The organism is Enterococcus sp. DIV0712 (assembly GCF_050554855.1).
In the GTDB taxonomy this organism is placed as follows: domain Bacteria; phylum Bacillota; class Bacilli; order Lactobacillales; family Enterococcaceae; genus Enterococcus; species Enterococcus faecalis.
On the sequence record NZ_CP187333.1, the window covers coordinates 2,137,364 to 2,162,734 of the forward strand.

Annotated in this window: 25 protein-coding genes; 10 read left to right on the plus strand and 15 right to left on the minus strand. The window is 37.4% G+C overall.

Annotation, left to right across the window (positions count from 1 at the left end):
* Positions 1-95: 95 nt before the first annotated feature.
* Entirely contained in the window at positions 96-1,721 is a 1,626-nt protein-coding gene (gene groL, locus IGL42_RS10215; RefSeq protein ID WP_002362559.1) for a chaperonin GroEL, read from the minus strand.
* 57 nt (positions 1,722-1,778) lie between these two features.
* Entirely contained in the window at positions 1,779-2,063 is a 285-nt protein-coding gene (gene groES, locus IGL42_RS10220) for a co-chaperone GroES (RefSeq protein ID WP_002356531.1), read from the minus strand.
* Between the two features lie 232 nt (positions 2,064-2,295).
* On the opposite strand from groES, the gene IGL42_RS10225 reads away from it, so the two are divergent.
* Entirely contained in the window at positions 2,296-2,472 is a 177-nt protein-coding gene (locus tag IGL42_RS10225) for a hypothetical protein (protein ID WP_002356530.1), read from the plus strand.
* Between the two features lie 18 nt (positions 2,473-2,490).
* The gene (locus IGL42_RS10230) at positions 2,491-3,144 is read left to right on the plus strand and encodes a CPBP family intramembrane glutamic endopeptidase (RefSeq protein ID WP_002362272.1); all 654 of its coding nucleotides are present in this window, start codon (positions 2,491-2,493) and stop codon (positions 3,142-3,144) included.
* Between the two features lie 44 nt (positions 3,145-3,188).
* On the opposite strand, the gene IGL42_RS10235 is transcribed toward IGL42_RS10230, so the two are convergent.
* Positions 3,189-3,839 (minus strand): redox-sensing transcriptional repressor Rex, encoded by a 651-nt coding sequence (locus IGL42_RS10235; protein WP_002356528.1) that lies wholly within the window; start codon positions 3,837-3,839, stop codon positions 3,189-3,191.
* Between the two features lie 213 nt (positions 3,840-4,052).
* On the opposite strand from IGL42_RS10235, the gene IGL42_RS10240 reads away from it, so the two are divergent.
* The 4 genes from IGL42_RS10240 to IGL42_RS10255 all read left to right on the plus strand — a co-directional run bounded on the left by IGL42_RS10240 (position 4,053) and on the right by IGL42_RS10255 (position 9,739).
* Positions 4,053-5,999 carry an ABC-F family ATP-binding cassette domain-containing protein gene (locus IGL42_RS10240; protein WP_002394106.1) on the plus strand — a complete coding sequence of 649 codons (1,947 nt, stop codon included), beginning with the start codon at positions 4,053-4,055 and terminating at the stop codon, positions 5,997-5,999.
* Between the two features lie 14 nt (positions 6,000-6,013).
* The gene (locus tag IGL42_RS10245) at positions 6,014-6,646 is read left to right on the plus strand and encodes a GntR family transcriptional regulator (protein WP_002356525.1); all 633 of its coding nucleotides are present in this window, start codon (positions 6,014-6,016) and stop codon (positions 6,644-6,646) included.
* A gap of 200 nt (positions 6,647-6,846) precedes the next feature.
* The gene (locus IGL42_RS10250) at positions 6,847-8,037 is read left to right on the plus strand and encodes a quaternary amine ABC transporter ATP-binding protein (protein WP_002388977.1); all 1,191 of its coding nucleotides are present in this window, start codon (positions 6,847-6,849) and stop codon (positions 8,035-8,037) included.
* Positions 8,030-9,739, plus strand: a complete 1,710-nt coding sequence (locus IGL42_RS10255) for an ABC transporter permease/substrate binding protein (protein WP_002356521.1) — start codon at positions 8,030-8,032, stop codon at positions 9,737-9,739. The genes IGL42_RS10250 and IGL42_RS10255 overlap by 8 nt, the downstream gene beginning before the upstream one ends.
* A gap of 283 nt (positions 9,740-10,022) precedes the next feature.
* Here the strand turns inward: IGL42_RS10255 and IGL42_RS10260 are convergent, their stop codons facing one another.
* From IGL42_RS10260 to IGL42_RS10310, 11 genes are all read right to left on the minus strand, one after another.
* On the minus strand, positions 10,023-10,757 hold the full coding sequence (locus IGL42_RS10260; RefSeq protein ID WP_002384134.1) for a YcjF family protein: 735 nt from the start codon (positions 10,755-10,757) through the stop codon (positions 10,023-10,025).
* A 119-nt stretch (positions 10,758-10,876) separates the two neighbouring features.
* Positions 10,877-11,779, minus strand: coding sequence for a diacylglycerol/lipid kinase family protein (locus tag IGL42_RS10265; protein WP_010710648.1), 903 nt, complete (start codon positions 11,777-11,779; stop codon positions 10,877-10,879).
* 122 nt (positions 11,780-11,901) lie between these two features.
* A complete protein-coding gene (locus IGL42_RS10270) occupies positions 11,902-12,915 on the minus strand; it encodes a CdaR family transcriptional regulator (protein WP_010710649.1) in 1,014 nt (337 codons plus the stop codon).
* Positions 12,916-13,056: 141 nt separating this feature from the next.
* Positions 13,057-14,205, minus strand: coding sequence for a glycerate kinase (locus IGL42_RS10275; protein WP_002367172.1), 1,149 nt, complete (start codon positions 14,203-14,205; stop codon positions 13,057-13,059).
* Positions 14,206-14,226: 21 nt separating this feature from the next.
* Positions 14,227-15,519, minus strand: a complete 1,293-nt coding sequence (locus IGL42_RS10280) for a GntP family permease (protein WP_002359581.1) — start codon at positions 15,517-15,519, stop codon at positions 14,227-14,229.
* Positions 15,520-15,628: 109 nt separating this feature from the next.
* Entirely contained in the window at positions 15,629-16,312 is a 684-nt protein-coding gene (locus tag IGL42_RS10285) for a TVP38/TMEM64 family protein (RefSeq protein WP_002362276.1), read from the minus strand.
* 148 nt (positions 16,313-16,460) lie between these two features.
* Positions 16,461-17,534, minus strand: a complete 1,074-nt coding sequence (locus tag IGL42_RS10290; RefSeq protein ID WP_002362278.1) for an ABC transporter substrate-binding protein — start codon at positions 17,532-17,534, stop codon at positions 16,461-16,463.
* Positions 17,531-18,367 (minus strand): ABC transporter permease, encoded by an 837-nt coding sequence (locus tag IGL42_RS10295; RefSeq protein ID WP_002356512.1) that lies wholly within the window; start codon positions 18,365-18,367, stop codon positions 17,531-17,533. Before IGL42_RS10295 ends, IGL42_RS10290 begins: the two co-directional genes overlap by 4 nt.
* Entirely contained in the window at positions 18,367-19,173 is an 807-nt protein-coding gene (locus IGL42_RS10300) for an ABC transporter permease (protein WP_002356510.1), read from the minus strand. The genes IGL42_RS10295 and IGL42_RS10300 overlap by 1 nt, the downstream gene beginning before the upstream one ends.
* Positions 19,174-19,191: 18 nt before the next feature.
* The gene (locus IGL42_RS10305) at positions 19,192-20,277 is read right to left on the minus strand and encodes an ABC transporter ATP-binding protein (RefSeq protein WP_002356508.1); all 1,086 of its coding nucleotides are present in this window, start codon (positions 20,275-20,277) and stop codon (positions 19,192-19,194) included.
* Between the two features lie 25 nt (positions 20,278-20,302).
* The gene (locus IGL42_RS10310; protein ID WP_002356507.1) at positions 20,303-20,845 is read right to left on the minus strand and encodes a helix-turn-helix domain-containing protein; all 543 of its coding nucleotides are present in this window, start codon (positions 20,843-20,845) and stop codon (positions 20,303-20,305) included.
* A 263-nt stretch (positions 20,846-21,108) separates the two neighbouring features.
* Between IGL42_RS10310 and IGL42_RS10315 the strand changes: the two genes are divergently transcribed.
* Genes IGL42_RS10315 through IGL42_RS10330 form a run of 4 tightly spaced genes read left to right on the plus strand, consistent with a single transcriptional unit; the run spans position 21,109 to position 24,080 of the window.
* Entirely contained in the window at positions 21,109-22,101 is a 993-nt protein-coding gene (locus tag IGL42_RS10315; RefSeq protein ID WP_002356506.1) for a YhdH/YhfP family quinone oxidoreductase, read from the plus strand.
* 15 nt (positions 22,102-22,116) lie between these two features.
* Positions 22,117-22,890 carry a phosphopantothenate--cysteine ligase gene (gene coaB, locus IGL42_RS10320; RefSeq protein ID WP_002359575.1) on the plus strand — a complete coding sequence of 258 codons (774 nt, stop codon included), beginning with the start codon at positions 22,117-22,119 and terminating at the stop codon, positions 22,888-22,890.
* Entirely contained in the window at positions 22,887-23,441 is a 555-nt protein-coding gene (coaC, locus tag IGL42_RS10325; protein ID WP_002359573.1) for a phosphopantothenoylcysteine decarboxylase, read from the plus strand. Before coaB ends, coaC begins: the two co-directional genes overlap by 4 nt.
* Positions 23,442-23,444: 3 nt before the next feature.
* Positions 23,445-24,080 carry an ECF transporter S component gene (locus tag IGL42_RS10330; protein WP_010710650.1) on the plus strand — a complete coding sequence of 212 codons (636 nt, stop codon included), beginning with the start codon at positions 23,445-23,447 and terminating at the stop codon, positions 24,078-24,080.
* 55 nt (positions 24,081-24,135) lie between these two features.
* Here IGL42_RS10330 and IGL42_RS10335 read toward each other — a convergent pair whose 3' ends face one another.
* Positions 24,136-25,341: an aminoacyltransferase gene (locus tag IGL42_RS10335; RefSeq protein ID WP_002384107.1), complete on the minus strand. Its 1,206-nt coding sequence runs from the start codon at positions 25,339-25,341 to the stop codon at positions 24,136-24,138.
* Between the last annotated feature and the right edge of the window lie 30 nt (positions 25,342-25,371).

Genomic DNA, 25,371 nt, shown 5'->3' on the forward strand with positions numbered 1-25,371 from the left:
ACTACAAGCAAAGATATTATTTAGATTATTTATTCTTTATGTAAAAAAAAGCTTACGATTTTTCAATCGTAAGCTTTTAGAATACTTTTTTATTTTTACATCATACCGCCCATGCCCATTGATGGATCCATCATAGGAGCTGGTGCAGCTGGTTCTGGTTTGTCTGCAACAACTGCTTCAGTTGTTAATAATAAAGCTGACACAGAAGCTGCATTTTGTAAGGCAGAACGAGTTACTTTTGTTGGGTCAACAATACCGGCTTCAACCATGTTTACCCATTCACCGTTAGCTGCATTGAATCCGATACCTAAGTCAACATTTTTTAGTTTGTCAACAATCACTGATCCTTCATAACCAGCATTTTCAGCGATTTGACGGATTGGTTCTTCTAATGCACGAACGACAATCTTGATCCCTGTTGCCACATCGCCTTCAGCTTCTAGCGCAGCGACTTTACCAATTACATTGACCAGTGCGGTACCACCACCAGAAACCATGCCTTCTTCTACAGCGGCACGTGTTGCGTTTAATGCATCTTCAATTCGTAATTTTAATTCTTTTAATTCTGTTTCAGTTGCAGCACCGACTTTAACGACAGCAACCCCGCCAGCTAATTTAGCTAAACGTTCTTGTAATTTTTCACGATCAAAATCAGACGTTGTTTCGCCGATTTGGTTTTTAATTAAATGAACGCGGGCATCAATGGCTTCTTTTGAACCAGCACCTTCAACAATTGTTGTGTTATCTTTGTCGACAACTACTTTGCTAGCATTTCCTAAGTTTTCAATGGTTGTGTCTTTTAACTCTAACCCTAAGTCGTCAGTGATTACTGTACCACCTGTTAAAATAGCAATATCTTCAAGCATCGCTTTGCGGCGGTCACCAAATCCTGGCGCTTTTACTGCGACAACATTAAATGTACCACGGATTTTGTTCAATACTAATGTTGGTAGAGCTTCCCCATCAACATCATCCGCAATGATCAATAGTGGACGGCTTTGTTGTAGAATTTGTTCTAATAAAGGTAAGATATCTTGAATATTTGAGATTTTTTTGTCGGTAATTAAGATATATGGATTTTCTAAAACAGCTTCCATTTTATCGTTGTCAGTAACCATGTATTGAGATAAATAACCGCGGTCGAATTGCATTCCTTCAACCACATCTAATTCTGTTTCAATCCCTTTTGATTCTTCAATGGTAATTACGCCGTCGTTACCAACTTTTTCCATTGCATCGGCAATTAATTGGCCGACTTTTTCAGAACCTGATGAAACAGCAGCGACTTGTGCAATCGCTTCTTTTGAATCAACTACAGATGAAATATTGTGTAATTCTTCTACTGCTGTTTTTGTTGCTAATTCAATCCCACGACGAATACCTAATGGGTTAGCTCCAGCAGTTACGTTTTTTAAGCCTTCACGAACAATGGCTTGTGTCAAAACAGTCGCTGTTGTTGTTCCGTCACCAGCAATATCATTCGTTTTAGAAGCAACTTCTGAAACTAATTTTGCGCCCATGTTTTCAAAATGATCTTCTAATTCAATTTCCTTAGCAATTGTTACTCCATCGTTAGTAATCAATGGTGAACCAAATGATTTTTCTAAAACAACGTTACGACCTTTAGGGCCTAATGTCACTTTCACTGTATCTGCTAATACATCTACTCCGCGTAGCATTGCTGCACGTGCATCTTCTGCAAATTTAATCTCTTTTGCCATGATTTCTTCACCTCATAATTTTTTTCTTCTATTATATTATTCTGTAAAAGTTGTTTATTATTCAACAGTGGCAATAATGTCTTTGGCTGATACAATTAAGTATTCTACGCCTTCGTATTTCACTTCTGTTCCTGAATATTTTTCAAACATTACTGTGTCACCAATTTTTACTTCCATCGGAACTTTTGTGCCATTTTCAAGCACACGACCTTCACCTACTGCGATAACTTCACCTGTTTGTGGTTTTTCTTTTGCAACGGATGCAAGAACAATTCCTCCAACAGTTTTTTCTTCTTCTTTCGCGACTCTAATTACGACGCGATCGCCTAATGGTTTTAACACAATAAATCCCTCCAAATAAAAAGTTTTCGCTTATTTTAGCACTCGATACATAAGAGTGCTAACTCACACTATTTATAATACTCATTTCACTCTAAAAATGCAAGTCTTTTCTCTCTTTTTCTTGTCAATTATAAGATACGCATTTTTTATTGAGTATTCTTTTTTCATGGAATGTTTTTCCAATCCTTTAATTCATGGTAAAATAAATTGACTACGATTGGAGGCGAATAAAATGAAACAACGTTTACTTACAGCACTAATAGCAACCTTCGTTTATTTTGTGATAGCGAATTTAGGAAATCTTGTTTTCAGTGTCACAGAAGGAATTGTTTCGACACTTTGGGAATCTCTTTTCTTTTTCTTATTCGTTTTTCTTTTATTAGGATATCGCAATAATCGTAAAAAATAATTATAGAAAGGATTAACCATGACCTTAAGAAAATCAAGTTTATTTATTTTAGTCACATACATTATCGCTTTTTTCGGGCCGTTACTTTTTTCGGGTATTTCCCCCAATGCAGCGATTAATGTGACAACTGCTCTCTACATTATTGGCGCCCTTGTAATGATTGGCATCTTTTTAAAAACAACAGAACCTTCTCCTTTAGAGGAAACAGCAACCTTGAAATCACCTATTTTTATTTTTTTACTAGGTGTTAGTGGGATTTTCATTGCCATGCTGATTCAAGGGGTTACTTTTGCCATTGAAGTAGCCATCACAGGAGAACAAGCTACTTCTCAAAATACACAAGCTATTGTAGCGGTGATTTTGGCAAATCCTTTATTTATTTTGGCAACTACTATCGGTGGTCCGATTATGGAAGAATTCGTCTTTCGTTATGCATTTATCCATTTAATCCAGCCTTTTACAAATTTCTGGATTGCGGCTACTGTTAGTTCGGCGATTTTTTCACTCGCACATGCCGATGGTCACTTTTTTGTTTATTTCTTTATGGGATTTTTCTTTGCTCTTTTGTACAAGCAAACTGGAAAAATTTGGACCTCAATTATTGCCCATTGTGGCATGAATACGATTGTGATTATTGTTCAACTACTTTTGCATAATGGTACAATTCAATAAGAAAAGGGCCTAGTCATTTAAACGACTAGGCCCTTTTCTTTTGCTTATTCTTCTTCGTCAATCAATTCGTTGTCATGATGTAAGAAATAAATTAATGTTTGTAATTCGTTGGTTAAGTCAACATTTTGAATTAATACTTCAGGTGGCGCTACTAAACGCGCAGCCGTAAAGTTTAGAATTCCTTTAACCCCTGCTTCGGCAAGTTTGTTCACAACTTCTTGCGCTTTGCGAGCTGGAATAGTTAAAATAGCTACTTCGATTTGTTGAACACGGATTTGTTCCATCATATCTTCCATTGGATAAACCGGAATACCGTCAACAATGCGTCCCACAATATCTTCATTCACATCAAATGCGCAACTTACACGAATACTGTTGCTTTGATGGAATTTGTACTTTAATAAAGCACTTCCTAAATTACCAACCCCGATTAATGCGACATTGGTTAACTCATCTTCATTCAATGTTTTTGCAAAAAAGTTCATTAAGTTTTCAACATCATAGCCGTACCCACGTTTACCTAATTCACCAAAATATGAAAAGTCACGACGAATAGTCGCACTGTCTACTTGTACCGCTTCACTTAATTCAGTTGATGAGACTTTATTTTTTCCTGTATCATGTAACATTCTTAAGTAGCGATAATATAAAGGAAGGCGTCGCGCCGTTGCTTTTGGAATAACTTGATCTTTCACAATTGGACCTCCAATACTTTCACTTAAATCTTATCCATTAACATAATAGCAGTTTTTCACAATAAAAAGCAATTCTATGGCTCAAAAATAGCATTTTTCTTCAAAAGTTTGTGATAAAAGGTATAAACCTTCACAAAGCATTTTTTGATACGTGCTATTTTAGCAGATTTTATGCTACACTAAGGGCAATGAATTTAGAAATGAGGACTACTGATGATTTTATTACAAGCAAATCAAGTTGCCCGGCATTTTGGCTCGGAAACATTGTTTGAAAACATACATTTAGAAATTGCAACAAAAAGTCGGATTGCCTTAGTTGGTCGTAATGGTGCTGGAAAATCGACTTTTTTAAAAATCATTGCAGGCATTGATGCTCCCGATAGCGGAACCATTGCCAAAAATAAAACTGCTACGTTAGGTTATTTAGCTCAAAATACCGGCTTAGAATCAGATAAAACCGTTTGGGAAGAAATGACAAAAGCCTTTGCTGACATCCTAGAAATGGAACAGCGTATGCGAGAATTAGAAACTAAAATTAGTGAAATGGATCCAACCACTTCCGTTTATGAAGGAATTTTAAAAGAGTACGATCAATTGCAACATACGTTTTCTGAAAAAAATGGCTACGGCTATGAAAATGAAATTCGTTCAGTCCTTCACGGCTTTGGCTTTGATGAATCCTTTTACACGAAAGATATTCAAACCTTATCTGGTGGTCAAAAAACCCGGCTTGCATTAGCGAGAATGCTTTTACAAAAACCAGACATTTTAATTCTGGACGAGCCTACAAACCACTTAGATATCGAGACGCTTTCTTGGCTGGAATCTTATTTGCCAAGTTATCCCGGCGCCCTATTAATTGTTTCCCACGATCGTTATTTTTTAGATAAGGTAGTTAATGAAGTTTATGAACTGAGTCGCAAAAAAATGACTCACTACAAAGGAAACTATTCCAAATACTTAGAGTTAAAAGCAGAACAATTAGCCAGTGAATGGAAAGCGTATGAAAAGCAACAAGAAGAAATCAATAAGTTAGAAGATTTCGTTGCCAAAAATCTGGTTCGTGCATCTACAACGAAACGTGCACAAAGTCGCCGAAAAGTATTAGAAAAAATGGACCGTTTAGACCGACCTCAAGGAGATGAAAAATCGGCGCATTTTCTTTTCGATAGTGAAAAAGTCTCGGGAAATGTTGTTTTACAAGTCGAAGATGCCGCCATTGGTTACGACCAAGAACATATTTTATCCGAACCTATTCACTTGGATATTCGTCGCAAAGAAGCCATTGCCTTAGTCGGACCGAACGGAATTGGTAAATCCACTCTCTTGAAATCAATTATTGATCGCATTCCTTTCATTAAAGGAAGTAAAACTTTTGGCACCAATGTTTCTGTAGGTTACTATGACCAAGAGCAAGCCAATTTACATGGCAATAAAACGGTCTTAGCGGAATTATGGGATGAACACCCAACCACACCTGAAAAAGAGATTCGAAGTATTTTAGGCGGCTTTCTCTTCAGTGGAGACGATGTTGAAAAAACGATTCCTTTATTAAGCGGTGGCGAAAAAGCCCGTGTGGCATTAGCAAAATTAGCGATGGATCGTGACAATTTCTTGATTCTCGATGAGCCAACCAACCACTTGGATATCGATAATAAAGAAGTTTTAGAAAATGCGCTGATTGATTATGAAGGAACCATCCTCTTCGTTTCTCATGACCGTTACTTTATCAATCGAATTGCAACAAAAGTTGTTGAGCTTTCTGAAAAGGGCAGCAAACTTTATTTAGGCGACTATGATTATTATTTAGAAAAGAAACAAGAGGAAGAAGAAATCGCTGCCCTCTTAGCTAATGAAGAAGCGGCGAAAAAACCCGAACCAGTTACAGCCAAAAATACCTTTTATCAAAACAAGGAGCAACAAAAATTACTCCGTACTTTGCAAAGAAAAATAACACAAGTCGAAGAAAATCTTGCTCAGTTAGATACGACAATTGCACAATTAGAAGCACAAATGAGTCAACCAGACATTCTAGAAAATCATGTTGAATTGCTGGCTTTAAACCAACAATTAGATGACGCTCGTCAGCAACAAGATGAACTACTTGAGCAATGGGAAAATTTCAGTTTAGAATTAGAAGAAATGGAAAATAACAATTAACGGAGGGATTCACTATGGCTTCCAAAAAAATCAGTTTAACGAAGCCCAAATATCAACAAATCGCCGTTGATGTTGCGGAAAAAATTGCAGAAGGCAAATTACATGTTGGAGATAAAATCCATGCCCGTTCCACCCTAGCTAACCAATACCAAGTGTCGCCAGAAACAGCTCGCAAAGCCATTATCGTTTTAGTCGATTTAGAAATCGTTAAAGCCAAACACGGCAGCGGCTTCTATGTGGCATCAAAAGAAAAAGCACAGGACTTTGTGACACAATATCAAGACGTTCAAACGATTGCTGAAATTAAAGAAGAATTGCTAGATAGCGTAGCGAAACAAAAAGAAGAACTTACTCATTTTTCTAGCATTCTAGATACTCTTGTTGAACAAACAAAGCGTTTTGATTCTTTCAATCCAATGAATCCTTATTCATTAGTTTTAACAGAAGAAGCTGCTTATCTTGAGGCGACGATTAGCGAAATGAATTTTTGGCAAAACACTTCGGCAACGATTATCGCTATCAAACACAAAGAAGAGCTGCTGGTCTCACCTGGTCCATATGCAAAGATTTCGTTGAACGACACACTTTATTTTGTTGGACATGACGAATCAACCTTACAACGAGTGCAGAATTTCTTTTATCCTTAAACAAAAAAGTGACTACTTACCTTGCGGTAAATAGTCACTTTTTTTATTTATTATTTCTATTTTTCATAAAAAACCACTATAAAACCTAGTTAAAACACTGTTTTTCTTCATTTTCAGAAAGATTTTCATCTAATTTGACAAAGTGACAACTTTATAGTAGTCTGATGTAGTCACTTTTTTTAATGAGGAGGAACAATGATTTGCCAAAAGTAAAAGTAAATCACCTTACCAAGATCTTTGGTAAGAAAACCAAACCGGCACTTGAAATGATTCGTGCCAACAAAAGCAAAACAGAAATTTTAGAAAAAACGGGTGCCACAGTCGGTGTTTATGATGTAAATTTCGAAGTTGAAGAAGGCGAAATTTTCGTTATTATGGGGTTATCAGGAAGTGGGAAATCAACATTAATTCGTTTATTAAATCGTTTGATTGAACCAACTTCAGGAAATATTTATATTGATGGACAAGATATTTCTTCTTTAGATAAAGAAGGATTACGTGAAGTACGTCGAAATAAAATGAGCATGGTTTTCCAAAACTTTGGTCTTTTCCCCCATCGAACTATCTTAGAAAATACGGAATATGGTTTAGAAATTCGTGGTGTTCCTAAAGAAGAACGCCAAGCAAAAGCTGAAAAAGCCTTAGAAAATTCTAGCTTAATTGCTTTTAAAGACCAATTACCAAGTCAATTATCTGGTGGGATGCAACAACGTGTCGGCCTTGCTCGTGCCTTGGCTAACGATCCAGAAATTTTATTAATGGACGAAGCGTTCTCTGCTCTTGATCCGTTAATTCGTCGTGAAATGCAAGACGAACTATTAGATTTACAAGAAAATGTCAAAAAAACCATTATCTTTATCACACATGATTTGAATGAAGCTTTACGAATCGGCGACCGGATTGCTTTGATGAAAGATGGTCAAATTATGCAAATTGGGACTGGAGAAGAAATTTTAACCAACCCAGCCAACGAATATGTGCGAACCTTCGTGGAAGATGTGGATCGTTCAAAAGTCTTAACTGCCCAAAATATTATGGTACCTGCTTTAACTACTAACATTGAAATTGATGGCCCAACTGTTGCTTTAAAACGGATGCGTCAAGAAGAAGTGAGTATGTTACTTGCCGTGGATAAAAAACGCCAACTAAAAGGCGTGGTACGCGCAGAAAAAGCTTTAGAAGCGCGTAAAAACGGGACTTCTCTTGTAGAATGTGTGGATCCAGAAATTCAAACAATCGACAAAGATATGTTAGTGAATGATATTTTCCCACTGATTTATGATGCACAAACGCCTCTTGCTGTGACTGATAACGGCAAACTATTAGGCGTGGTCATCCGTGGTAGCGTACTTGAAGCACTTGCAGAAACAGAGGTGAACGAACATGAATAAGTATCAATTACCTGTCGCGTCTTGGGTTGAAAGTTTTACTGATTGGTTAACTTCAACATTTGCTGGATTATTCAGCTTTTTACAAACAATTGGTCAAAGTGTAATGGACAACATTACTGCCTTACTAACAGCCGTACCACCACTTGTGCTGATTGTGCTATTAACGATTGCTGCTTTCTTTATTTCTAATAAAAAAATTGGCTTAAGTTTATTCACATTTATCGGCTTAATGTTTATCTATAACCAAAACTTATGGAACGATTTAATGAGTACCGTTACGTTAGTTTTACTTTCTAGTGTTATTTCCATTATCATTGGTGTGCCACTAGGGATTTTAATGGCGAAAAGTGAAAAAGCCAAGAGTATTATTACACCGATTTTGGACTTCATGCAAACAATGCCTGGTTTCGTTTACTTGATTCCAGCCGTTGCATTCTTCGGAATTGGTATGGTTCCTGGGGTCTTCGCCTCTGTTATCTTCGCTTTACCACCAACCGTTCGCTTTACGAACTTAGGAATTCGACAAGTGCCAAATGAACTTGTTGAAGCAGCTGATTCTTACGGTAGTACTGGATGGCAAAAATTATTCAAATTAGAATTACCTTTAGCCAAAAACACGATTATGGCTGGTGTTAACCAAACAACCATGCTAGCTCTATCAATGGTAGTTATTGCTTCAATGATTGGTGCGCCTGGATTAGGACGTGGCGTCCTTTCCGCTTTACAACGTGCACAAGTCGGGAACGGTTTCGTAAATGGTGTGGCTTTAGTTATTTTAGCGATTATCATTGACCGTTTTACTCAACATTTAAATAATAAAAAAGCAGCCCCTAAAGCAGCTGGTGCCACCTCTAAAAAGAAAAAATATGGGATTATTGCAGCAGTTGTTGTAATTGTCGCTGGCTTAGTTGGTGCTTCAATTTTTACAACAACAAATGATAAGCAAATTTCCCTTTCTTATGTGGAATGGGATACCGAAGTAGCCTCCACACATGTGGTTGCCGAAGTCTTAAAAGATATGGGGTATGATGTTAAAACGACCCCTTTAGATAACGCAATTATGTGGGAATCTGTAGCTAAAGGTGAAACAGATGCCATGGTTGGTGCGTGGCTGCCAGGAACTCACGCAGAGCAATATAAACAATATAAAGATAAATTAGACGACCTTGGTGAAAACCTTAAAGGTGCAAAGCTAGGAATTGTCGTCCCTTCTTATATGGATGTTGATTCTATCGAAGATTTATCTGATCAAGCTGGGAAAAAGATTACTGGAATTGAACCTGGTGCTGGTGTTGTTGCAGCAGCAGAGAAAACTAAAGAAGCTTATCCTAATTTGAAAGATTGGTCTGTTGAAACTTCTTCATCAGGTGCCATGACTGTCGCCTTAGGACAAGCAATTAAAAACAACGAAGACATCGTTATTACTGGCTGGTCTCCTCACTGGATGTTTGCAAAATATGATTTAAAATATTTAGCTGATCCAAAAGGCACTATGGGCGGCGAAGAAGCGATTCACACAATGGCTCGCCAAGGCCTAAAAGAAGATCAACCAGAAGCTTACAAAGTGTTAGATAATTTCCATTGGACAACTAAGGATATGGAATCTGTCATGTTAGAAATTAACGAAGGCAAAGACCCACAAGAAGCTGCACGTGATTGGGTTGATTCACATAAAGACCAAGTAGCAGAATGGAAAAAATAATTCTTAACAAATGACTTCCCCATCTATTAAAAGAGGACGTTGAACAAATTGTTCAACGCCCTCTTTTTTCGCCAAAAAAACCACTCAGTTGGGTAGACTGAGTGGAAAGGAGTTATTTTTACTTGAGGAGTAAAAATGAAAAGTGTTTATGTTGGGTGTTTTGTTGGTATGCTTATATATTAACGAGAACCTGTGAATAATTTGTGACGAAAACCTTGGAAATTTGCTACGAATTACTTAAAAAAGTTTAAATGTGTCTCACCCTAGTTAATCAATACAGCGATTATTTCTTTTTAGCATTTTGGATGGCTTTAAATAATGTTGAAAATTGTCCTTTGAAAGACATCACATCATCAAAGATATCAACACCATCGTTTAACATTTTGACGGTAACCCAGCCAAGCGCTTCCGTAATTGCTACTGCAACTGAAGCATTGACCATGCCACCAGTCACAGTTCCGACAACAGGAATCACTTTTAGAATATTTCCGACTGCGCTCTTACCTAAACTAACCACTACTAATTCTTTGGTTAAACTTTTCCCTAAGCTTTCAGACCAAGACTGACCAAAAATTTTATGCAGCCGTGACATCATAGTTAATTGAACAGGTACCAGTAAAAAAGCATCCGAAAATGGAATTGGTGAAAACCCAATAATTGCTGCTGACAATGCAGCAAAATGAATCGTTTGATGACTTTTCTTTTTCACGTCAGGTGAAACACCAGCCAAAAATTCATCAAATACTTTGTCGAGTTGTGTTTGACTGTTCGTCACTAATTGTTCTGCTTTACCTTTAGAAGTTGCGAAAGCATTCATTATGGCCGTAGACGTTTTTTGTGGAAATTTTTTCAAGACATCTTGAAAAAAAGAACGAAATTCTGGGTCTTCGATTTCTTCATTCAATTGCTTAGTTTCTTGTTCTGCTAATTCTTGTTTTTCAATCTCTTCAAAAAGTTCTTGTTTCTTTTTGTTTTTATGTTTTTTTCTTCTCATCTCATTAACTCCTTTATCTATCAATATGTAGAAACAAAGTATAGCATAGCCCCTGATTGATTCTCTTTTAGATGATTTGAAAAGCCAGAACTTATCTGTTTTTTAAACAAATAGAAATGTTCTAGCTTTTCTCAAAAAATCAGCTATTTTGTTTGTTCTTCACCGCAATAAACCGTCAAGTGTTTAGGCAAAATCTTCAGCGTAATTGGTAAAGCAGCTCCTTCATCACCATCCACATTAGTGGTTAATTCTTCTTGGTTTTCTAAGGAGATTGTTCCTTCTTTAAAGGTTAGGTAAACTAAATTATCAGTGGACTGGTCGACGCCTTTTAACAAATCTGGGACTGCTTTTACTGCATCCCACAATGATTGATCTTTTAAATAAACTAAATGAAGTTTGCCATCATCCACTTGGGCCTCTGGTAATAATGTTTCAAACCCACCGATTGAATTCGTTAAGCCAACTAAAACGGTACTACTTTCAATGGTTTGTTCTTTTTGATCCAAGCTTAAATGAAAAGGATACGTTTGAGCATTCGCTAAATGTTTGGCACCTGAAATAAAATAAGCGAGTTTTCCTAACTTCGTTTTTTGTTCAACGTCCACGTCGTTAATTGACTCTGGAATCGTCCCAATTGCAACGACATTCATAAAGTAGTCGTCATTGATTTTCCCCACATCTAAAGCACTGGTTTTTTCTAAATCTAATTGTTGAATCGCTTCTTCAGGGTCCATCGGTAAATTCAAGGCTCGCGCTAAATCGTTCACTGTTCCTAAAGGAAAAAAGCCAAATTTTGGGCGGTAAGCTTGTTCTGCCAACCCGCTAATTCCTTCATTAACGGTTCCATCTCCCCCCATTACGAAAACACTGTCGAAGTGACTTTCCGCAGCTTCACAGGCAAATTGTTCTGCATCGCCGCCTTTTTCTGTTTGTTTCACTACAACTTCATCAAATAACTGCTTTAATTTTTCTTCTGCTAACGTTTCAAATTCTTTGGCTTTTTCACCACCAGAACTGGGGTTAACAATTAAAACTGCTTTTTTCACTGGCACCACTCCTCATTGATATCTAAATCGTTTGATTCCTTACAATTATTATAAAAGATATTTTTGATTCTGGCGAAAAATATGCTGACACTTGCTTAACAAACAAGCATCCCTGCTCCTCACTACTTTTCAAAACGTTCTTTAAAGCAATAGGCAAAATAATAGAACAATTTCCAAAAATCTTGCCAAACTTTTGGATCCATCCCCGTCAATTCATGAATTCGTTTCAAACGGTAATTCAATGTATTTCGATGGATATGTAATACTTGTGAGGTTTCATTGATGTTTAAGTTATGATTGGCGAAAAAAATAACGGTTTCATAGTATTCATCATAAATCGTCTGGATGGTTTCAAAAAAATCCAATTCAATATGAAAAGGAAAATTAAAAATTCCTTGAATGAAAAAATCTTCTGCTTGGTAAAACTTAGCCTTTTCTAATTGAAGAAACGATAGAAGTAAATACGTGTTTTGTGCCTCTTGGACCATTTGTTGAATCGTGGCTTTTTCCGAACTTATCACAAGGTATTCTGTTACTGGCTTTGTTATCTGAGGTGGTTCAGAAGTAATCACCAGATAACAATTTTCCCATTCAAATATTTCATAGCCAGGATAATAACTGGATAATAAGCGCTTGTCCTTGGTCAGTACACAATGATTCTGGTCATCTAATTGAAGGTTATATAGTTCCAACGCTTCAAGTTTTAAGGCTTCTGAGTAAGCAGAATCAACATGCATTAAGTGCTGGATAAACTGATTTTTTTGTTTCTTCTTTTTTTCGCGTTCTTGTTGTGTATTTAATTCTTCTGTCAGTAAAAGAACAATCGAGCGCACAAGCTTGGTAAATTTGCGCACCTCGTCTGGTTCTCCTGAAATGCCTACGACACCTAAAATGTGATTATTCAAAATAATCGGTTCATTGGTGCCTTTTTTCTCTAAAGAAGTATCTTTATAAATTTCAATATTTTTTCGTTCATTGATGGCTCTTTCTGCACCACGATGGCGCTCCCCAATTCGAGCAGAATCTCCACTCGCAATAATTTTTCCTCGTTCATCCATAATATTGATGTTATAAGGAATATCTGCCATCAACTTTTCAACAATTTTATTTGCTTGGATTTTGTCTAATTTTAACATTGCTATCGCCAACTTTCTAAAAAGCGAGTAGCGTTTGGGACATAAGCCGCAATGACTTATGTCCCAAACGCTTAATTCTTCAGATCAACGACTGAACATTTTTATTTCAGCTTTCATTACTGATGATACCATGGTTAGTTCTTAGTCACAAGGCACCAGCTGTAATGTACGAGCAATATTTTCAACGGTTCTTTCTAAGTTAACTGGTCCATTTTTCAATGCTGCTTCCAATGGTTCGGCTTTGGCCAAAATTCCAAAAATAGCCGTCATCCCTTCTTCATAGAGGACATCCACATCTTTGCCGATATAGCCAGCACAAGCGAAAACCGGTTTTTGATACTTCTTGGCCAAACGTGAGACGCCATAAGGGGCTTTGCCAAATTTTGTTTGAAAATCCATACCGCCTTCACCAGTAAAGACATAATCAGCGGCTTTTATTTTTTCTTCTAATTGATTCACTTCTACGACAATATCAATTCCTGGGCGTAACTGAGCTTTTGTGAATGCTAGTAACCCTGCACCCAAACCGCCAGCGGCTCCTGCGCCTGGCATCATCTCAACATCAATGCCGATCTCTTTTTTGATGATCGCTGCATAATGGGCTAAGTTTTTATCTAATTGAGCCACCATTTCTTCTGTCGCACCTTTTTGCGGGCCAAAGACATGAGACGCCCCTGTTGGCCCTGTTAGTGGGTTATTCACATCACTTGCTACTAGAACTTCGGTAGCAAAAATACGTTGATCAAACTGTGTTAAATCGATCTGCGCCAGTTTATCTAATGCACCACCGCCACGTGTCAATTCTTGCCCTTCCTTGTCTAACAAACGCGCACCAAGTGCCTGAATCATACCGGCACCCCCATCATTTGTCACGCTACCACCAATGCCGATAATGATTTTTTTTGCCCCATGATTGAGCGCATGTTGAATCATCTCTCCTGTACCATAAGTAGAAGTGATCAAGGGATTACGTTCTGCTGCTTTAACCAATTCAATTCCGTTGGCTTTCGCCATTTCAATGACCACCGTTTCTTGGTCACCTAATAAGCCGTAATAGGTTTCAACGATTTGATCAGGAAGCGGTCCTGCCACACGCACTGGTACTCTTGTGCCTCCTGTTGCATCCACTAAGGAATCCACCGTTCCTTCCCCGCCGTCTGCCATCGGGACGTGTTGAATGTCTGCATCTTTAAATACAGCTAAAATCCCTTTTTCCATTGCCAGACAGGCTTCTTTTGCACTCATACTTTCTTTAAATGAGTCTGGAGCCAAAACAAATTTTTTCGTCATCTTTTCGCGCCTACTTTCCAACTAGTTTAAAATAAAGCCATATAAAATGGTTGCAACAATCGTCATTACCCCACCGACACACATTTCATAAGGAATCACTCGAATTCTTTCTTTAATCGTCATATTCATACTTTGTGCCGTAATATGGAAATAATTGCCTTGAGGAACACTATCAATCACAGTTGCACCAGTATGCACCATGACTGCTGCTGAAAGTGAAGATGTGCCCATATCTAAAATCGCTGGTCCAAAAGAACCTGTCGCTAAAATAACCGCTGTGGATGTTGAACCAACTGCTAAGCCCATTAAAATACCAGAAATCGGTGCCAAGAAGGTTCCAGAAATTCCCATAACAGAAATTAAGTGGACAATTTGTGTTGATAAATCAGAAACAGAAATTAATCCAGCAATTGCACCTGCACCAATTAAAATTAAAACGGTATCGGTTACTCTCTTCAAGCCAGAAGATGCATAAAAGGCCAGTTGTTTTGTTTGCCCAATCGCAATTGTCCCAACAACTGAGGCGAACGGCAAAATATACAGAGCATCAATATTCAAACTTTTGATGAAAGAAATATTTAAAACGGCGCCAATCGGATTAAGTAATAATAAGACAATCGCTAACACTGGCGCGATCAACGCCTTTTTCAAAGGTAATAATTCTTTTGTTTGTTCCTCTACAAGATCCGTTTCTTTGACCATTGATCCTTTGCTTCTCATGATATTTGCAAGAACGACAGCTGTAATTAAGCCAAATACGGCTGGAATAAAGCCAGCAATCATAACGTCACTTAGAGGTAAATCAAAGCCGTTCGCCGCTGCAATAGTATTTGGATTAGGCGAAATAATATTGCCCGCTTTGCCGCCACCTGATAAGGCAATCAATAATGATAACTTACTGATACCCGTACTTTTCCCAACAGATAGAGCAATCGGGGCAACAATCAACACTGCAACAGGAATGAATACGCCCACTGCTGTAATTACCATTGTGGATAATGCCAAAGATAAAATAGCTTTTTTCTCGCCAAGCTTTTGTACAATGGCGTTGGCAATTGATTCTGCCGCACCAGATTCCATCATCACACCCGCCAACATGCCGGCTGCTAAGACACGGATTGCGGTTCCCATAATACTTTGTGTTCCGTTTAATAGAACAGCGACTGTATCTGACAGGGAAGCGCCTCCAATAAGACAACCAACAATTGCACCAAAAAACAAGGAATACACAGGATTAAATTTTTTCAAAATTAATACTATCGCTACAACTAATCCTAAAATTGCAGCAACCCAAGATATTGTAATATCTGGCATTCAAAATCAGCTCCTTAAATTGTTTACGCTTTCATTCTATCAAAGTCCTTTCTTTTTAAAATTGTAAATTTAACAGGATTTATTGTTCAAATGCACAAAAAAACCGTTCTTAAAGAACAGTTTTTTGAAATCTTTTTCTATCTTTCTCAATAATGACCACCAATCCAACGAACAAAAGAACACTCACAATTAACAATACTGCCGTTTTATTATATCCATGAAATAGCGCTTCGCCTCCACATGCGTAAAGTATTGAGGAAGGAATTACACCAATGAATATAGCGGCTATTAAATTTTTTAATGGCAACTGCATAGTATCTGCAGCAAAATTAATCACAGAAGAAGGAATAATTGGAATCATGTAGCCCACCATAATCCCAATTTTTGGATGCTTCATCCGTCGAATGGACTGGACCCAATGATTGGTCTCCGTTTTTTTATCTAAAAATTTTATATGATGCATCAAAAAGATTGCAACCAAATTTCCCATACTATTCCCTAAAACGTTAATGAGTGTGCCGCTGAAGGGACCAAAACTCAATCCTGCAATCACACCAATTACTGAGGTCGGAATCCCTGGTACTGCACACATGATCGCGGTCAAAAAAACCAACAATAGCGCTGCTGAAAAACCATGTGAACGAATTCGCTCTAATAATTGTGTCTTACTGGCTTTAGGATTCAAAAATAATTGAATATCTGTTTGATATTCTAGATACAAACGGTAACCTACCAGCAGGATTAAAATAAGCCCGCTACTGATTAGTAGTATTCGGATTGTTTTCCTTTTCATTTTCTTTGCTCCTTTTATGCTTTATACAAAGTGTAGCACAGGTTTCTTCGTGCCTCAATTAGAAGCTTGTATGAATAAAAGCCGCCCCTAAAAGTTAGACTAAAAATCTAGCTTTTAGGGGCGATTCGAAAGTTACGAAGGTATTTTTTTATTTCCGATACATCTTAAACTCCAAGAACAGATCGTTATAAATTCCTAAGTATTCTTGACCTAAGTCTTGGTAAACTTCTAAATGTTTGATGGTTTCATCATCTGGATAAAATTGTTTATCTTCGGCAACTTCTTTTGGTAATAGTTTTTTAGCTTCTTTATTTGGTGTGGAATAACCAATATATTCTGCATTTTGTGCTGCATTTTCTGGTCGTAACATAAAGTTCATAAATGCATAGGCGCCGTCTTTATTTTTGGCTGTCTTAGGCATCACAATGTTATCAAACCAGAGATTAGAGCCTTCACTGGGAATCACATAATGTAGATGTTCATTGTTTTCTAGCATTTCAGCAGCTTCACCAGAGAAAGTTACAGCAACTGCACTTTCTTCATTAGCCATGTACATTTTGATTTCATCGGCAACAATTGCTTTGACATTGTTCGTTAATCGGTTTAACTTATCGGTAGCCTGACGTAATTGTTGGTCGTTTTTACTGTTTAACGAATAGCCTAAACTGTTCAAAGATAATCCTAACACTTCGCGAGCGCCATCAATCAGCATGACATTATTTTTTAATTCCGGGCGCCATAAATCATCCCAATGTTGGATCTGACGGCCGTCAATAAATTTATCATTATAAATAATCCCCAACGTGCCCCAGAAGTATGGAACGGAAAACTTATTTTGGGGATCGAAGGATTGATCTAAAAAGCGTGCATCAATGTTTTCTAAGCCTTTTAATTTGCTGTGATCAAGTGGTAAAAGCATCTTTGCTTTCATCATTTTTTGAATCATATATTCAGAAGGAATGGCAATATCATAGGCTGTGCCACCTTGCTGAATTTTTGTATACATAGCTTCATTAGAATCAAAGGTTTCGTAATTGACTTTATAGCCTGTTTCTTTTTCAAATTTCTTAATCAAGGCTGGATCTATATAGTCCCCCCAATTGTAAATGGTCAAGGTATCTGCTCCTGCCATGCCACTTGCTTTCTCCAATTGGCGCACGCCAAAAAACAAGATGACAATAATAGCGATAATTCCAATAAAAAGTGACTGTAATTTTTTCATTTTAACTTGGCCACCTCACTTTGTTCCCGACGCATTTTCTTTAAACGTTTTGGCGTATTGTCTTTACTGATAAAGTAATAACCGACAACTAGAATCATTGAGAATAGGAACACTAACGCACTTAAGGCATTGATTTCTAAACTAATTCCCTGACGTGCTCGTGAATAAATTTCAACAGATAATGTTGAAAAACCATTGCCTGTCACAAAGAATGTTACGGCAAAATCGTCCAACGAATAAGTAAAGGCCATAAAGTAGCCAGCAATAATTCCTGGCGCTAAAAAAGGCAAAATAATATTTTTAATCACTTGAACATTATTGGCCCCTAAATCCCGTGCCGCATCTACCATAGAATCGTTCATCTCTTGTAGTTTTGGTAAAACCATTAAAACAACAATTGGAATACTAAAGGCAATATGCGACAATAATACACTTGTAAAACCTAAACTGATAAACCCTACTGCCGTGAAGAAAATTAAGAAACTGGCTCCAATAATAACATCTGGTGAAACGAGTAAAATGTTATTAAAGCTAAGCAACGTGTTCCGGTTTTTACGACGTTTTGTATAATAAATCCCCATCGCACCAAATGTTCCAATGATGGTTGCTATTAAAGCCGATAAGAAAGCTAGCAAAAACGTATTCAGAACAATGGTTAACAAACGTGTGTCTTCAAAAACGTTCCGATAATTATCTAACGTAAAACCAGTAAACTGATTCATCGTTTGCGTGTCGTTAAACGAATAAAAAATCAAATAAAAGATTGGTGCGTACAGTAGCGCAAAGACAACGAATAAATACACATAAGACCATTTAAACTTTTTCTTTTGCATTATTTGCCACGCCCTTTCTTCTTCTCACCCGTCAGCAACATCACAATAAACATGGCAACAATTAAAATCACACCAATTGTTGAACCCATGCCCCAGTTTTGCGTTACTAAGAAGTGTTCCTCAATCGCCGTTCCCAACGTAATCACCCGATTGCCGCCAATTAAACGCGTTAACATAAAGAGCGAGAGCGAAGGAATAAAGACAGCTTGAACGCCACTTTTCACACCGTTTAGGGAGAGAGGAAAAATGACACGGCGGAATGTTTCCGCACTGCTAGCTCCTAAGTCCCGACTAGCACTAATCAATGAAGGATTCATCTCTTCTAAGGCATTAAAAATCGGCATAATCATAAATGGAATTTCTATATACGTTGCGACAAATAAAAAACTAAAATCTGTAAACAGAATCTGGTGCGTGCCCAAACCCATAAAACTCATAAACTGATTGATACTCCCATGAATACTGAAAATCCCAATAAAGGCATAAGCTTTTAATAATAAATTCACCCACGTTGGTAAAATAACAAGCATTAACCACAACTGTTTGTGCTTGAGCTTTGTCAAAAAATAAGCCGTAGGATAACTTACCAATAACGTAAAAATGGTAATCAGAAAAGCATACCACACTGAATTAATGGTCATACTTAAATACGTTCCTGATGTAAAATACGTTTGGTAATTCGCCAAAGTAAACTGGCCATTCATATCGAAAAATGATTGATAAATAATCATTAGCACTGGCGCAATGACGAATAAAAGTAACCACATTACATAGGGAATCGAATAAATTCGACGCATTGTTTTCATTTTATTTTCCCCTTTCGTTTACTCGTCGTAACTTTCTAAACGGGCATCAAAGTCTTCTTCTGATTCATTGAAGCGCATCACGTGAATATCTTCTGGCTCAAAAGAGAGCCCTACTTGAGCGCCTTCTTTGGCTTTTCGAGTGGAATGCACCATCCATTCGTTTCCTTGTTCATCAAAACAAATAATTTCATAATGAACGCCGCGGAATAACTGTGTATCCACCGTTACGGTTAGCTTGCCTTTTTCAAGCGTGGTAATCGTTAAGTCTTCTGGACGTAAAACGACTTCTACAGGTTCATTTTTCCGCATGCCACCATCGACACATTCAAACTTTTTGCCCACAAATGAAACTAAATTATCTTCCAGCATCACACCGTCCACAATATTACTTTCCCCCACAAAGTCAGCAACAAAGTGATTAATCGGTTCATCATAAATATCGACTGGTGTGCCACTTTGTACGATATGACCTTTATTCATGACAAAAATTTCATCACTCATCGCTAATGCTTCTTCTTGATCATGGGTCACAAAAATAAAAGTAATTCCTAAACGTTGTTGTAAATCACGTAGTTCATATTGCATCGCTGTGCGTAATTTCAAATCTAAAGCGGATAACGGCTCATCTAAAAGCAATACTTTTGGCTCATTGACAATCGCTCGTGCAATTGCGACCCGCTGACGTTGGCCCCCAGACATTTCACTAATTTCACGTGTTTCGTAGCCGGGTAATTGAACCAAACGTAATGCCTCTTTCACTTTTTTTTCAATTTCTGCTTTGGATAGTTTTTTGATTTTTAAACCAAACGCAACATTATCAAAAACATTCATGTGAGGAAACAAAGCATAATCCTGAAACACGGTATTGACTTGGCGTTTATTGGCAGGTACATCATTTATTCTTTTACCATCAAAATAAACATCGCCAGAAGTCACGTCATTGAATCCCGCAATAATACGCAAAATCGTTGTTTTGCCACATCCTGAAGGTCCTAATAACGTATAAAATTTTCCTTCTTCAATTTCAAAGCTGACATTTTTTAATACTGGTTCATCGTCAAATTGTTTGACAACATTTTCAAATGAAATCACATGGTTTCTCACTGGATAAACTCCTCCATTTCGTCCTTTATAAATACGATTCTGTCGCCACAATTAACGCACGACTTTTTCCTCGACCATTGTTGCTAATTTGGTGAGGTTCTGTTGCTTGGTAATACATGGTTTGACCTTTTTTAGCAATATACGTGGCTTCCCCTAATGTCAAACGAATGGAGCCATCAATCACATAAATAAATGTTTCTGATAGAGAAGGTTCAAACGTTTTGTATTCGCCATTTTTATCAAAAGTAATAATGACAGGTTCCATTTCTTTTTCATTTGAGGCTGGAATTAACCATTTTAGTTCATAGCCATGTTCTTCATCATAATAGAGGGTACTTTCTTCTTCATTGTAGACAATTTTCTGTTCAAGCGGTTGCTGACTAAAAAACTGCTCTGGCGTCACGCCTAGTACTTCTAAAATTGAGAAAAATGTTTCCATTGATGGTGAGCTTAAATCCCGCTCCAATTGGGAAATATAGCCTTTGGATAAATCCGTTCTTTCGCCTAATTCTTCTTGTGTTAAATTTTTCTGAATGCGTAAATTTCTCAACTTCTCACCAATTTCCATGGCACACCTCGTTTCTATTTTCAGCTAATCTTTTCAACAAAAGTTTTGTAATACTAAACTTACAGTTTAGTTTTACCTTTTTTAGTATACGAACTTTTTGAAAAATTTCAACTATTTTTCTTTATTTTTCTAGTCTAATTGTCACACAATCTTTCTTTTCTGTATAACTTACTGTTTATAAGAAGAAAAATGATACGAAAAAATCAGAATATGATAAAATAAGACGAGTTGCTTTTTTACATAATTGGAAGGAGAGTTTTTATATGAATTCATTTCAAGCATTTACGTTAAGAGAACAAGATACATCTGTTATTGGTCAACTAGAAACCATTACTTTAGACGATTTATCAGAAGGCACTGTAGTAATCAAAGCAGCCTACTCCTCAGTTAACTTTAAAGACTCTTTAGCTTCAAAAAAAGACGGCGGTGTGATTCGCAATTATCCAATGATTCCAGGAATTGATGTCAGTGGCACTGTTGTCACATCGGAAGATCCTCGTTTCAAAGAAGGCGATAAAGTGATCGTAACAGGCTATCAATTAGGGGTTAGTCATACTGGTGGTTATTCTGAATATGTGCGTGTTCCTGGCGATTGGGTAGTTCCACTTCCTGAAAAAATGAGTCTCAAAGAAGCAATGATTTTCGGAACTGCTGGCTTTACGGCCGGATTATCTGTCACAGCTTTAGAAGACGATGGCTTACGCGACGACAAAGAAGCCCCCATTATTGTAACTGGTGCGACAGGCGGTGTTGCGACATTGTCTATTGCGATGTTGCATCAATTAGGCTACACTTCAATCACTGCATTAACTAGAAAGCCAGATTCTTTTGAGCTTTTAAAAGAGTTAGGTGTTAGTGAATGCTTATTAGTAGAAGATTTCTTAGCAACTCCTGTTAAAGCATTAATGAAACAGCGTTTTGCTTTTGCAATTGATACCACTGGTGGGGAAATTACTTCTGCTGTTTTACCACAACTTCGTTATGATGGCCGTTCAGCCATTTGTGGCCGCGCTGCTGGAATTACATTAGAGACAACCGTTTTACCCTTTATTTTACGGGGCGTTCATTTATTGGGCATTGATTCGGTTAATGTTGGTATGGACAAACGAAAAATAGTTTGGCAACGTCTTGCCACTGATTTAGACATCACTGAAAAAGCTGTGTATCAAGAGATTACTTTAGAAGAACTTCCCCCTGTTTTTGAAGCATTACAAGCAGGCCAACATATTGGACGGACCATTGTCCGAATTTCTTAAGGAGGCGTTTTGATTATGGATGTTTTAGTTACTGCTGGTGGAACGTCAGAACCGATTGATAATGTTCGTTCGATTACCAATCATTCTTCTGGCGGACTAGGAAAAGCAATTGCTGAAAGTTTTTTAGCTGCTGGACACACCGTAACCTACGTAACAACCAAACATGCATTACGTCCAACCCAACAATTGGACTTATCAATTAAAGAAATAGAAACAACGGTTGAATTAGCTACTACGTTAGAACAACTCTTTGCTGAAAAGCAATTTGATGCGATTGTTCACGCAATGGCAGTCAGTGATTTTACGACGGAAACCGCGCAAACGGAAGAACAATTTATTGATTCTTTTGCTCAACAATTAAGCGAACAAACATTGCCAAAGACCAAAGAAGCCTTGGTAACTATCGTTCAAAACACATTGAATCAGATTGCTGATATTCCTCAAACAGCAACAAAAATTTCATCTGATACGGACCGATTATTAATTTTTCTAAAGAAAAATCCTAAAGTCATCCAAATGATTCGTGACAAGCAACCCCAAACTGTTTTAGTGGGCTTTAAATTACTTGTCGACGTTTCACAAGAAGAACTTGTCCAGGTTGCACAAGCCGCTTTGGTTAAAAATCGGTGTGACTTTGTCTTAGCCAATGACTTGATGAACGTTCATGAAACAGAACACGAAGGATTATTAATTAACGAAACGGGCATTGTCCAAGAAGCTTGTTCAAAACAAGGGATTGGTTCAATGATCGTTAAAAATGTTGAAAAGAAATGGAGAGAACAACAATGAAAACTATTTTATTAGGCGTCTCTGGCAGCATTTCTGCATATAAAGCAGCAGATATTACAAGTCAACTAGCTAAGCTTGGCTACAATGTGGAAATTTTAATGACTAAAAGCAGCACAGCGTTCATCACTCCGCTGACGTTACAATCACTTTCTAAGAATCCAGTGCATACGGATGTCATGATGGAAATTGATCCCAGTAAAATTAATCACATTGAGTTAGCTAAAAAAGCGGATTTATTTTTAGTAGCACCTGCTTCGGCCAATACAATTGGGAAATTAGCCCATGGGATTGCCGACGACTTATTATCAACAGTTGCTTTGGCACTTTATCCTGAAACACCAAAAATTATTGCGCCCGCGATGAATACGTATATGTACCAAAACCCCATTGTCCAACGAAATATTGGCATTTTAAAAGAAGTCGGCTATCAAGAAATAATCCCACGTGAAGCTCTATTAGCTTGTGGCGATTATGGTCGTGGCGCACTTGCCACTGTTGAAGATATCCTTCAAACAGTGATGAAAATTTTAGCATCTGATAACAAGGAGTAATTTATGAATAACACGAAAAAATTTACGTTAACAGCAATGTTCTTAGCTATCTTACTTTTACTGGCTTTAACCCCGCTAGGATTTATCACATTAGGTCCTTTAAATTCGACCACGATGCATATTCCTGTAATTATTGGTTCCATTGTTTTAGGGCCAAAAATCGGTAGTATGTTGGGCGGCACGTTTGGGATCATTAGCTTAATTAAAAATACGACAGCACCAACACCTTTGTCGTTTGTTTTTTCTCCATTTATTCCTGTGATTGGTACCGATCACGGTAGTTGGAAGGCTCTTTTAATTGTGCTCATTCCGCGGATTTTAATTGGGGTCGTTCCTTATTTCGCTTACAAATGGCTAAATAAATTAACGAAGGAAAAAGCGCAACCTGTCTCCTTATTTGCGGCTGGTGTTTTAGGCTCAGCAACAAATACCATTTTAGTCATGAACATGATTTATTTTCTTTTTAATTCAGCTTATGCTGAAATTATTGGTAAAGCTGGAACTGCTGTTTACCTAGCTATTATTGCGACGATTTTCAGTTCTGGTGTGCCAGAAGCTCTTGTTGCTGGTGTAGCTGCTTCAGCAATTGCTAGCGTTTTGCTTCGCTTAATGAAACGGAATGCAACGCAAAAACTATAGAAAAAAACACAGGGACTAAAAATCAAGTTTGATTTTTAGTCCCTGTGTTTTTTATTTATTTTTTTTGTTTTCGTAATTTATAGGCATATTCACTGGCTTTAAATAATAATTTATTAACCGGTAAATCGAATTCCCCAATAAATTCATTAATCGTTGGGTTGAAGTTCGCTTTAAACTTAATTAAGCCATCATTTAAACTACCTTCTAAGCCGCCCATATTACAGCTTTCGCAGCCACGGTTAAAACATTCTTGAATGGCATCTCGCCAAGTCACATATGTTGGCATGTAGCGTTTATAACGATCATCTAAGCCAGCATAAAGGATTTCACTTGTTGGACCAAATGTCACAGCCAAGGCGCCAGCAACCGTTACAATTTCACCAGCTTCTGCGATATTTTCTTCTAATTCTTTTAGTTCCCGAGTCAAGGAAGCATCTAATTCTTCTAAATTATGGCGCTTTTTCACTTGATTTTCTTTCAAATTACTCAAGTCTTTTTGATTTTTGTCATAGCGTTGTCGCGTGCTATCTAAGCGTTCCTTTAAATTGACTTGCGCCAGCATAATAAAGGAGTCTTCTGGGTAAATGTTCAACAGCTTCTTAAAGTAATCACTATTCCGCAAAGAAATATGTTGGCGTTCCATGGTTGATTGAATGACTTTTTCAAATTCATCAACAAAGTCAACATGCCCTTGCTGCACAACGACCCCTTTTTTTTCAGCTGTTTTAATCATTTTCTTGGTACTTTTTGACAATTGTTCCTCACTAAAATCTTCACGATAAATATTCGCTTGGAAGCGGGGCTGGATGGTGGCCCCCATATCCATTGTCAGTCCTTGATATTTGGCTCCTGCTTCTTTCAAGGTCTCAATAATAGCTGTCGCTTCAGCATGCGGTTGATGTTCTTCTCCCAAATGAAAATCTTGATAGTGAACCGCTGGATCCATTTTTATAAATAAAGCTCGTTTTTTCTTGCCAAATTTTTTCAATTCAGCCATAAAGTAGCTGACCAAACGTTCATTTGTATAGTCCATTACTGGACCTCTTGGTGTATATAACATCGTAAAACCGGCTGGTAATGGTTTGATTAAAACTAAACTTGATGCGACTAATGTATCCTTTTCATAAACCCCAACAATTTCAGAACCCCAGTTATCCTTGACTTTTGCCCATGAAGATGACTGTAGTAAATTACATAATGGGTGGTTTTTAACAAATGTATCGTGTACTTCTGCCGGAATACCGATTTTAAATGTGTACATGTTCAAACTCCTCTGCTGTGACTTTCCAAT

Excerpts from the sequence above, each read along its gene's own strand:
- groL (WP_002362559.1), bottom strand. The coding sequence starts at position 1,721 with ATGGCAAAAGAGATTAAATTTGCAGAAGATGCACGTGCAGCAATGCTA.
- IGL42_RS10225 (WP_002356530.1), top strand. The coding sequence starts at position 2,296 with ATGAAACAACGTTTACTTACAGCACTAATAGCAACCTTCGTTTATTTT.
- IGL42_RS10230 (WP_002362272.1), top strand. The coding sequence starts at position 2,491 with ATGACCTTAAGAAAATCAAGTTTATTTATTTTAGTCACATACATTATC.
- IGL42_RS10240 (WP_002394106.1), top strand. The coding sequence starts at position 4,053 with ATGATTTTATTACAAGCAAATCAAGTTGCCCGGCATTTTGGCTCGGAA.
- IGL42_RS10245 (WP_002356525.1), top strand. The coding sequence starts at position 6,014 with ATGGCTTCCAAAAAAATCAGTTTAACGAAGCCCAAATATCAACAAATC.
- IGL42_RS10255 (WP_002356521.1), top strand. The coding sequence starts at position 8,030 with ATGAATAAGTATCAATTACCTGTCGCGTCTTGGGTTGAAAGTTTTACT.
- IGL42_RS10270 (WP_010710649.1), bottom strand. The coding sequence starts at position 12,915 with ATGTTAAAATTAGACAAAATCCAAGCAAATAAAATTGTTGAAAAGTTG.
- IGL42_RS10275 (WP_002367172.1), bottom strand. The coding sequence starts at position 14,205 with ATGACGAAAAAATTTGTTTTGGCTCCAGACTCATTTAAAGAAAGTATG.
- IGL42_RS10280 (WP_002359581.1), bottom strand. The coding sequence starts at position 15,519 with ATGCCAGATATTACAATATCTTGGGTTGCTGCAATTTTAGGATTAGTT.
- IGL42_RS10285 (WP_002362276.1), bottom strand. The coding sequence starts at position 16,312 with ATGAAAAGGAAAACAATCCGAATACTACTAATCAGTAGCGGGCTTATT.
- IGL42_RS10290 (WP_002362278.1), bottom strand. The coding sequence starts at position 17,534 with ATGAAAAAATTACAGTCACTTTTTATTGGAATTATCGCTATTATTGTC.
- IGL42_RS10295 (WP_002356512.1), bottom strand. The coding sequence starts at position 18,367 with ATGCAAAAGAAAAAGTTTAAATGGTCTTATGTGTATTTATTCGTTGTC.
- IGL42_RS10300 (WP_002356510.1), bottom strand. The coding sequence starts at position 19,173 with ATGAAAACAATGCGTCGAATTTATTCGATTCCCTATGTAATGTGGTTA.
- IGL42_RS10310 (WP_002356507.1), bottom strand. The coding sequence starts at position 20,845 with ATGGAAATTGGTGAGAAGTTGAGAAATTTACGCATTCAGAAAAATTTA.
- IGL42_RS10315 (WP_002356506.1), top strand. The coding sequence starts at position 21,109 with ATGAATTCATTTCAAGCATTTACGTTAAGAGAACAAGATACATCTGTT.
- coaB (WP_002359575.1), top strand. The coding sequence starts at position 22,117 with ATGGATGTTTTAGTTACTGCTGGTGGAACGTCAGAACCGATTGATAAT.
- coaC (WP_002359573.1), top strand. The coding sequence starts at position 22,887 with ATGAAAACTATTTTATTAGGCGTCTCTGGCAGCATTTCTGCATATAAA.
- IGL42_RS10330 (WP_010710650.1), top strand. The coding sequence starts at position 23,445 with ATGAATAACACGAAAAAATTTACGTTAACAGCAATGTTCTTAGCTATC.
- IGL42_RS10335 (WP_002384107.1), bottom strand. The coding sequence starts at position 25,341 with ATGTACACATTTAAAATCGGTATTCCGGCAGAAGTACACGATACATTT.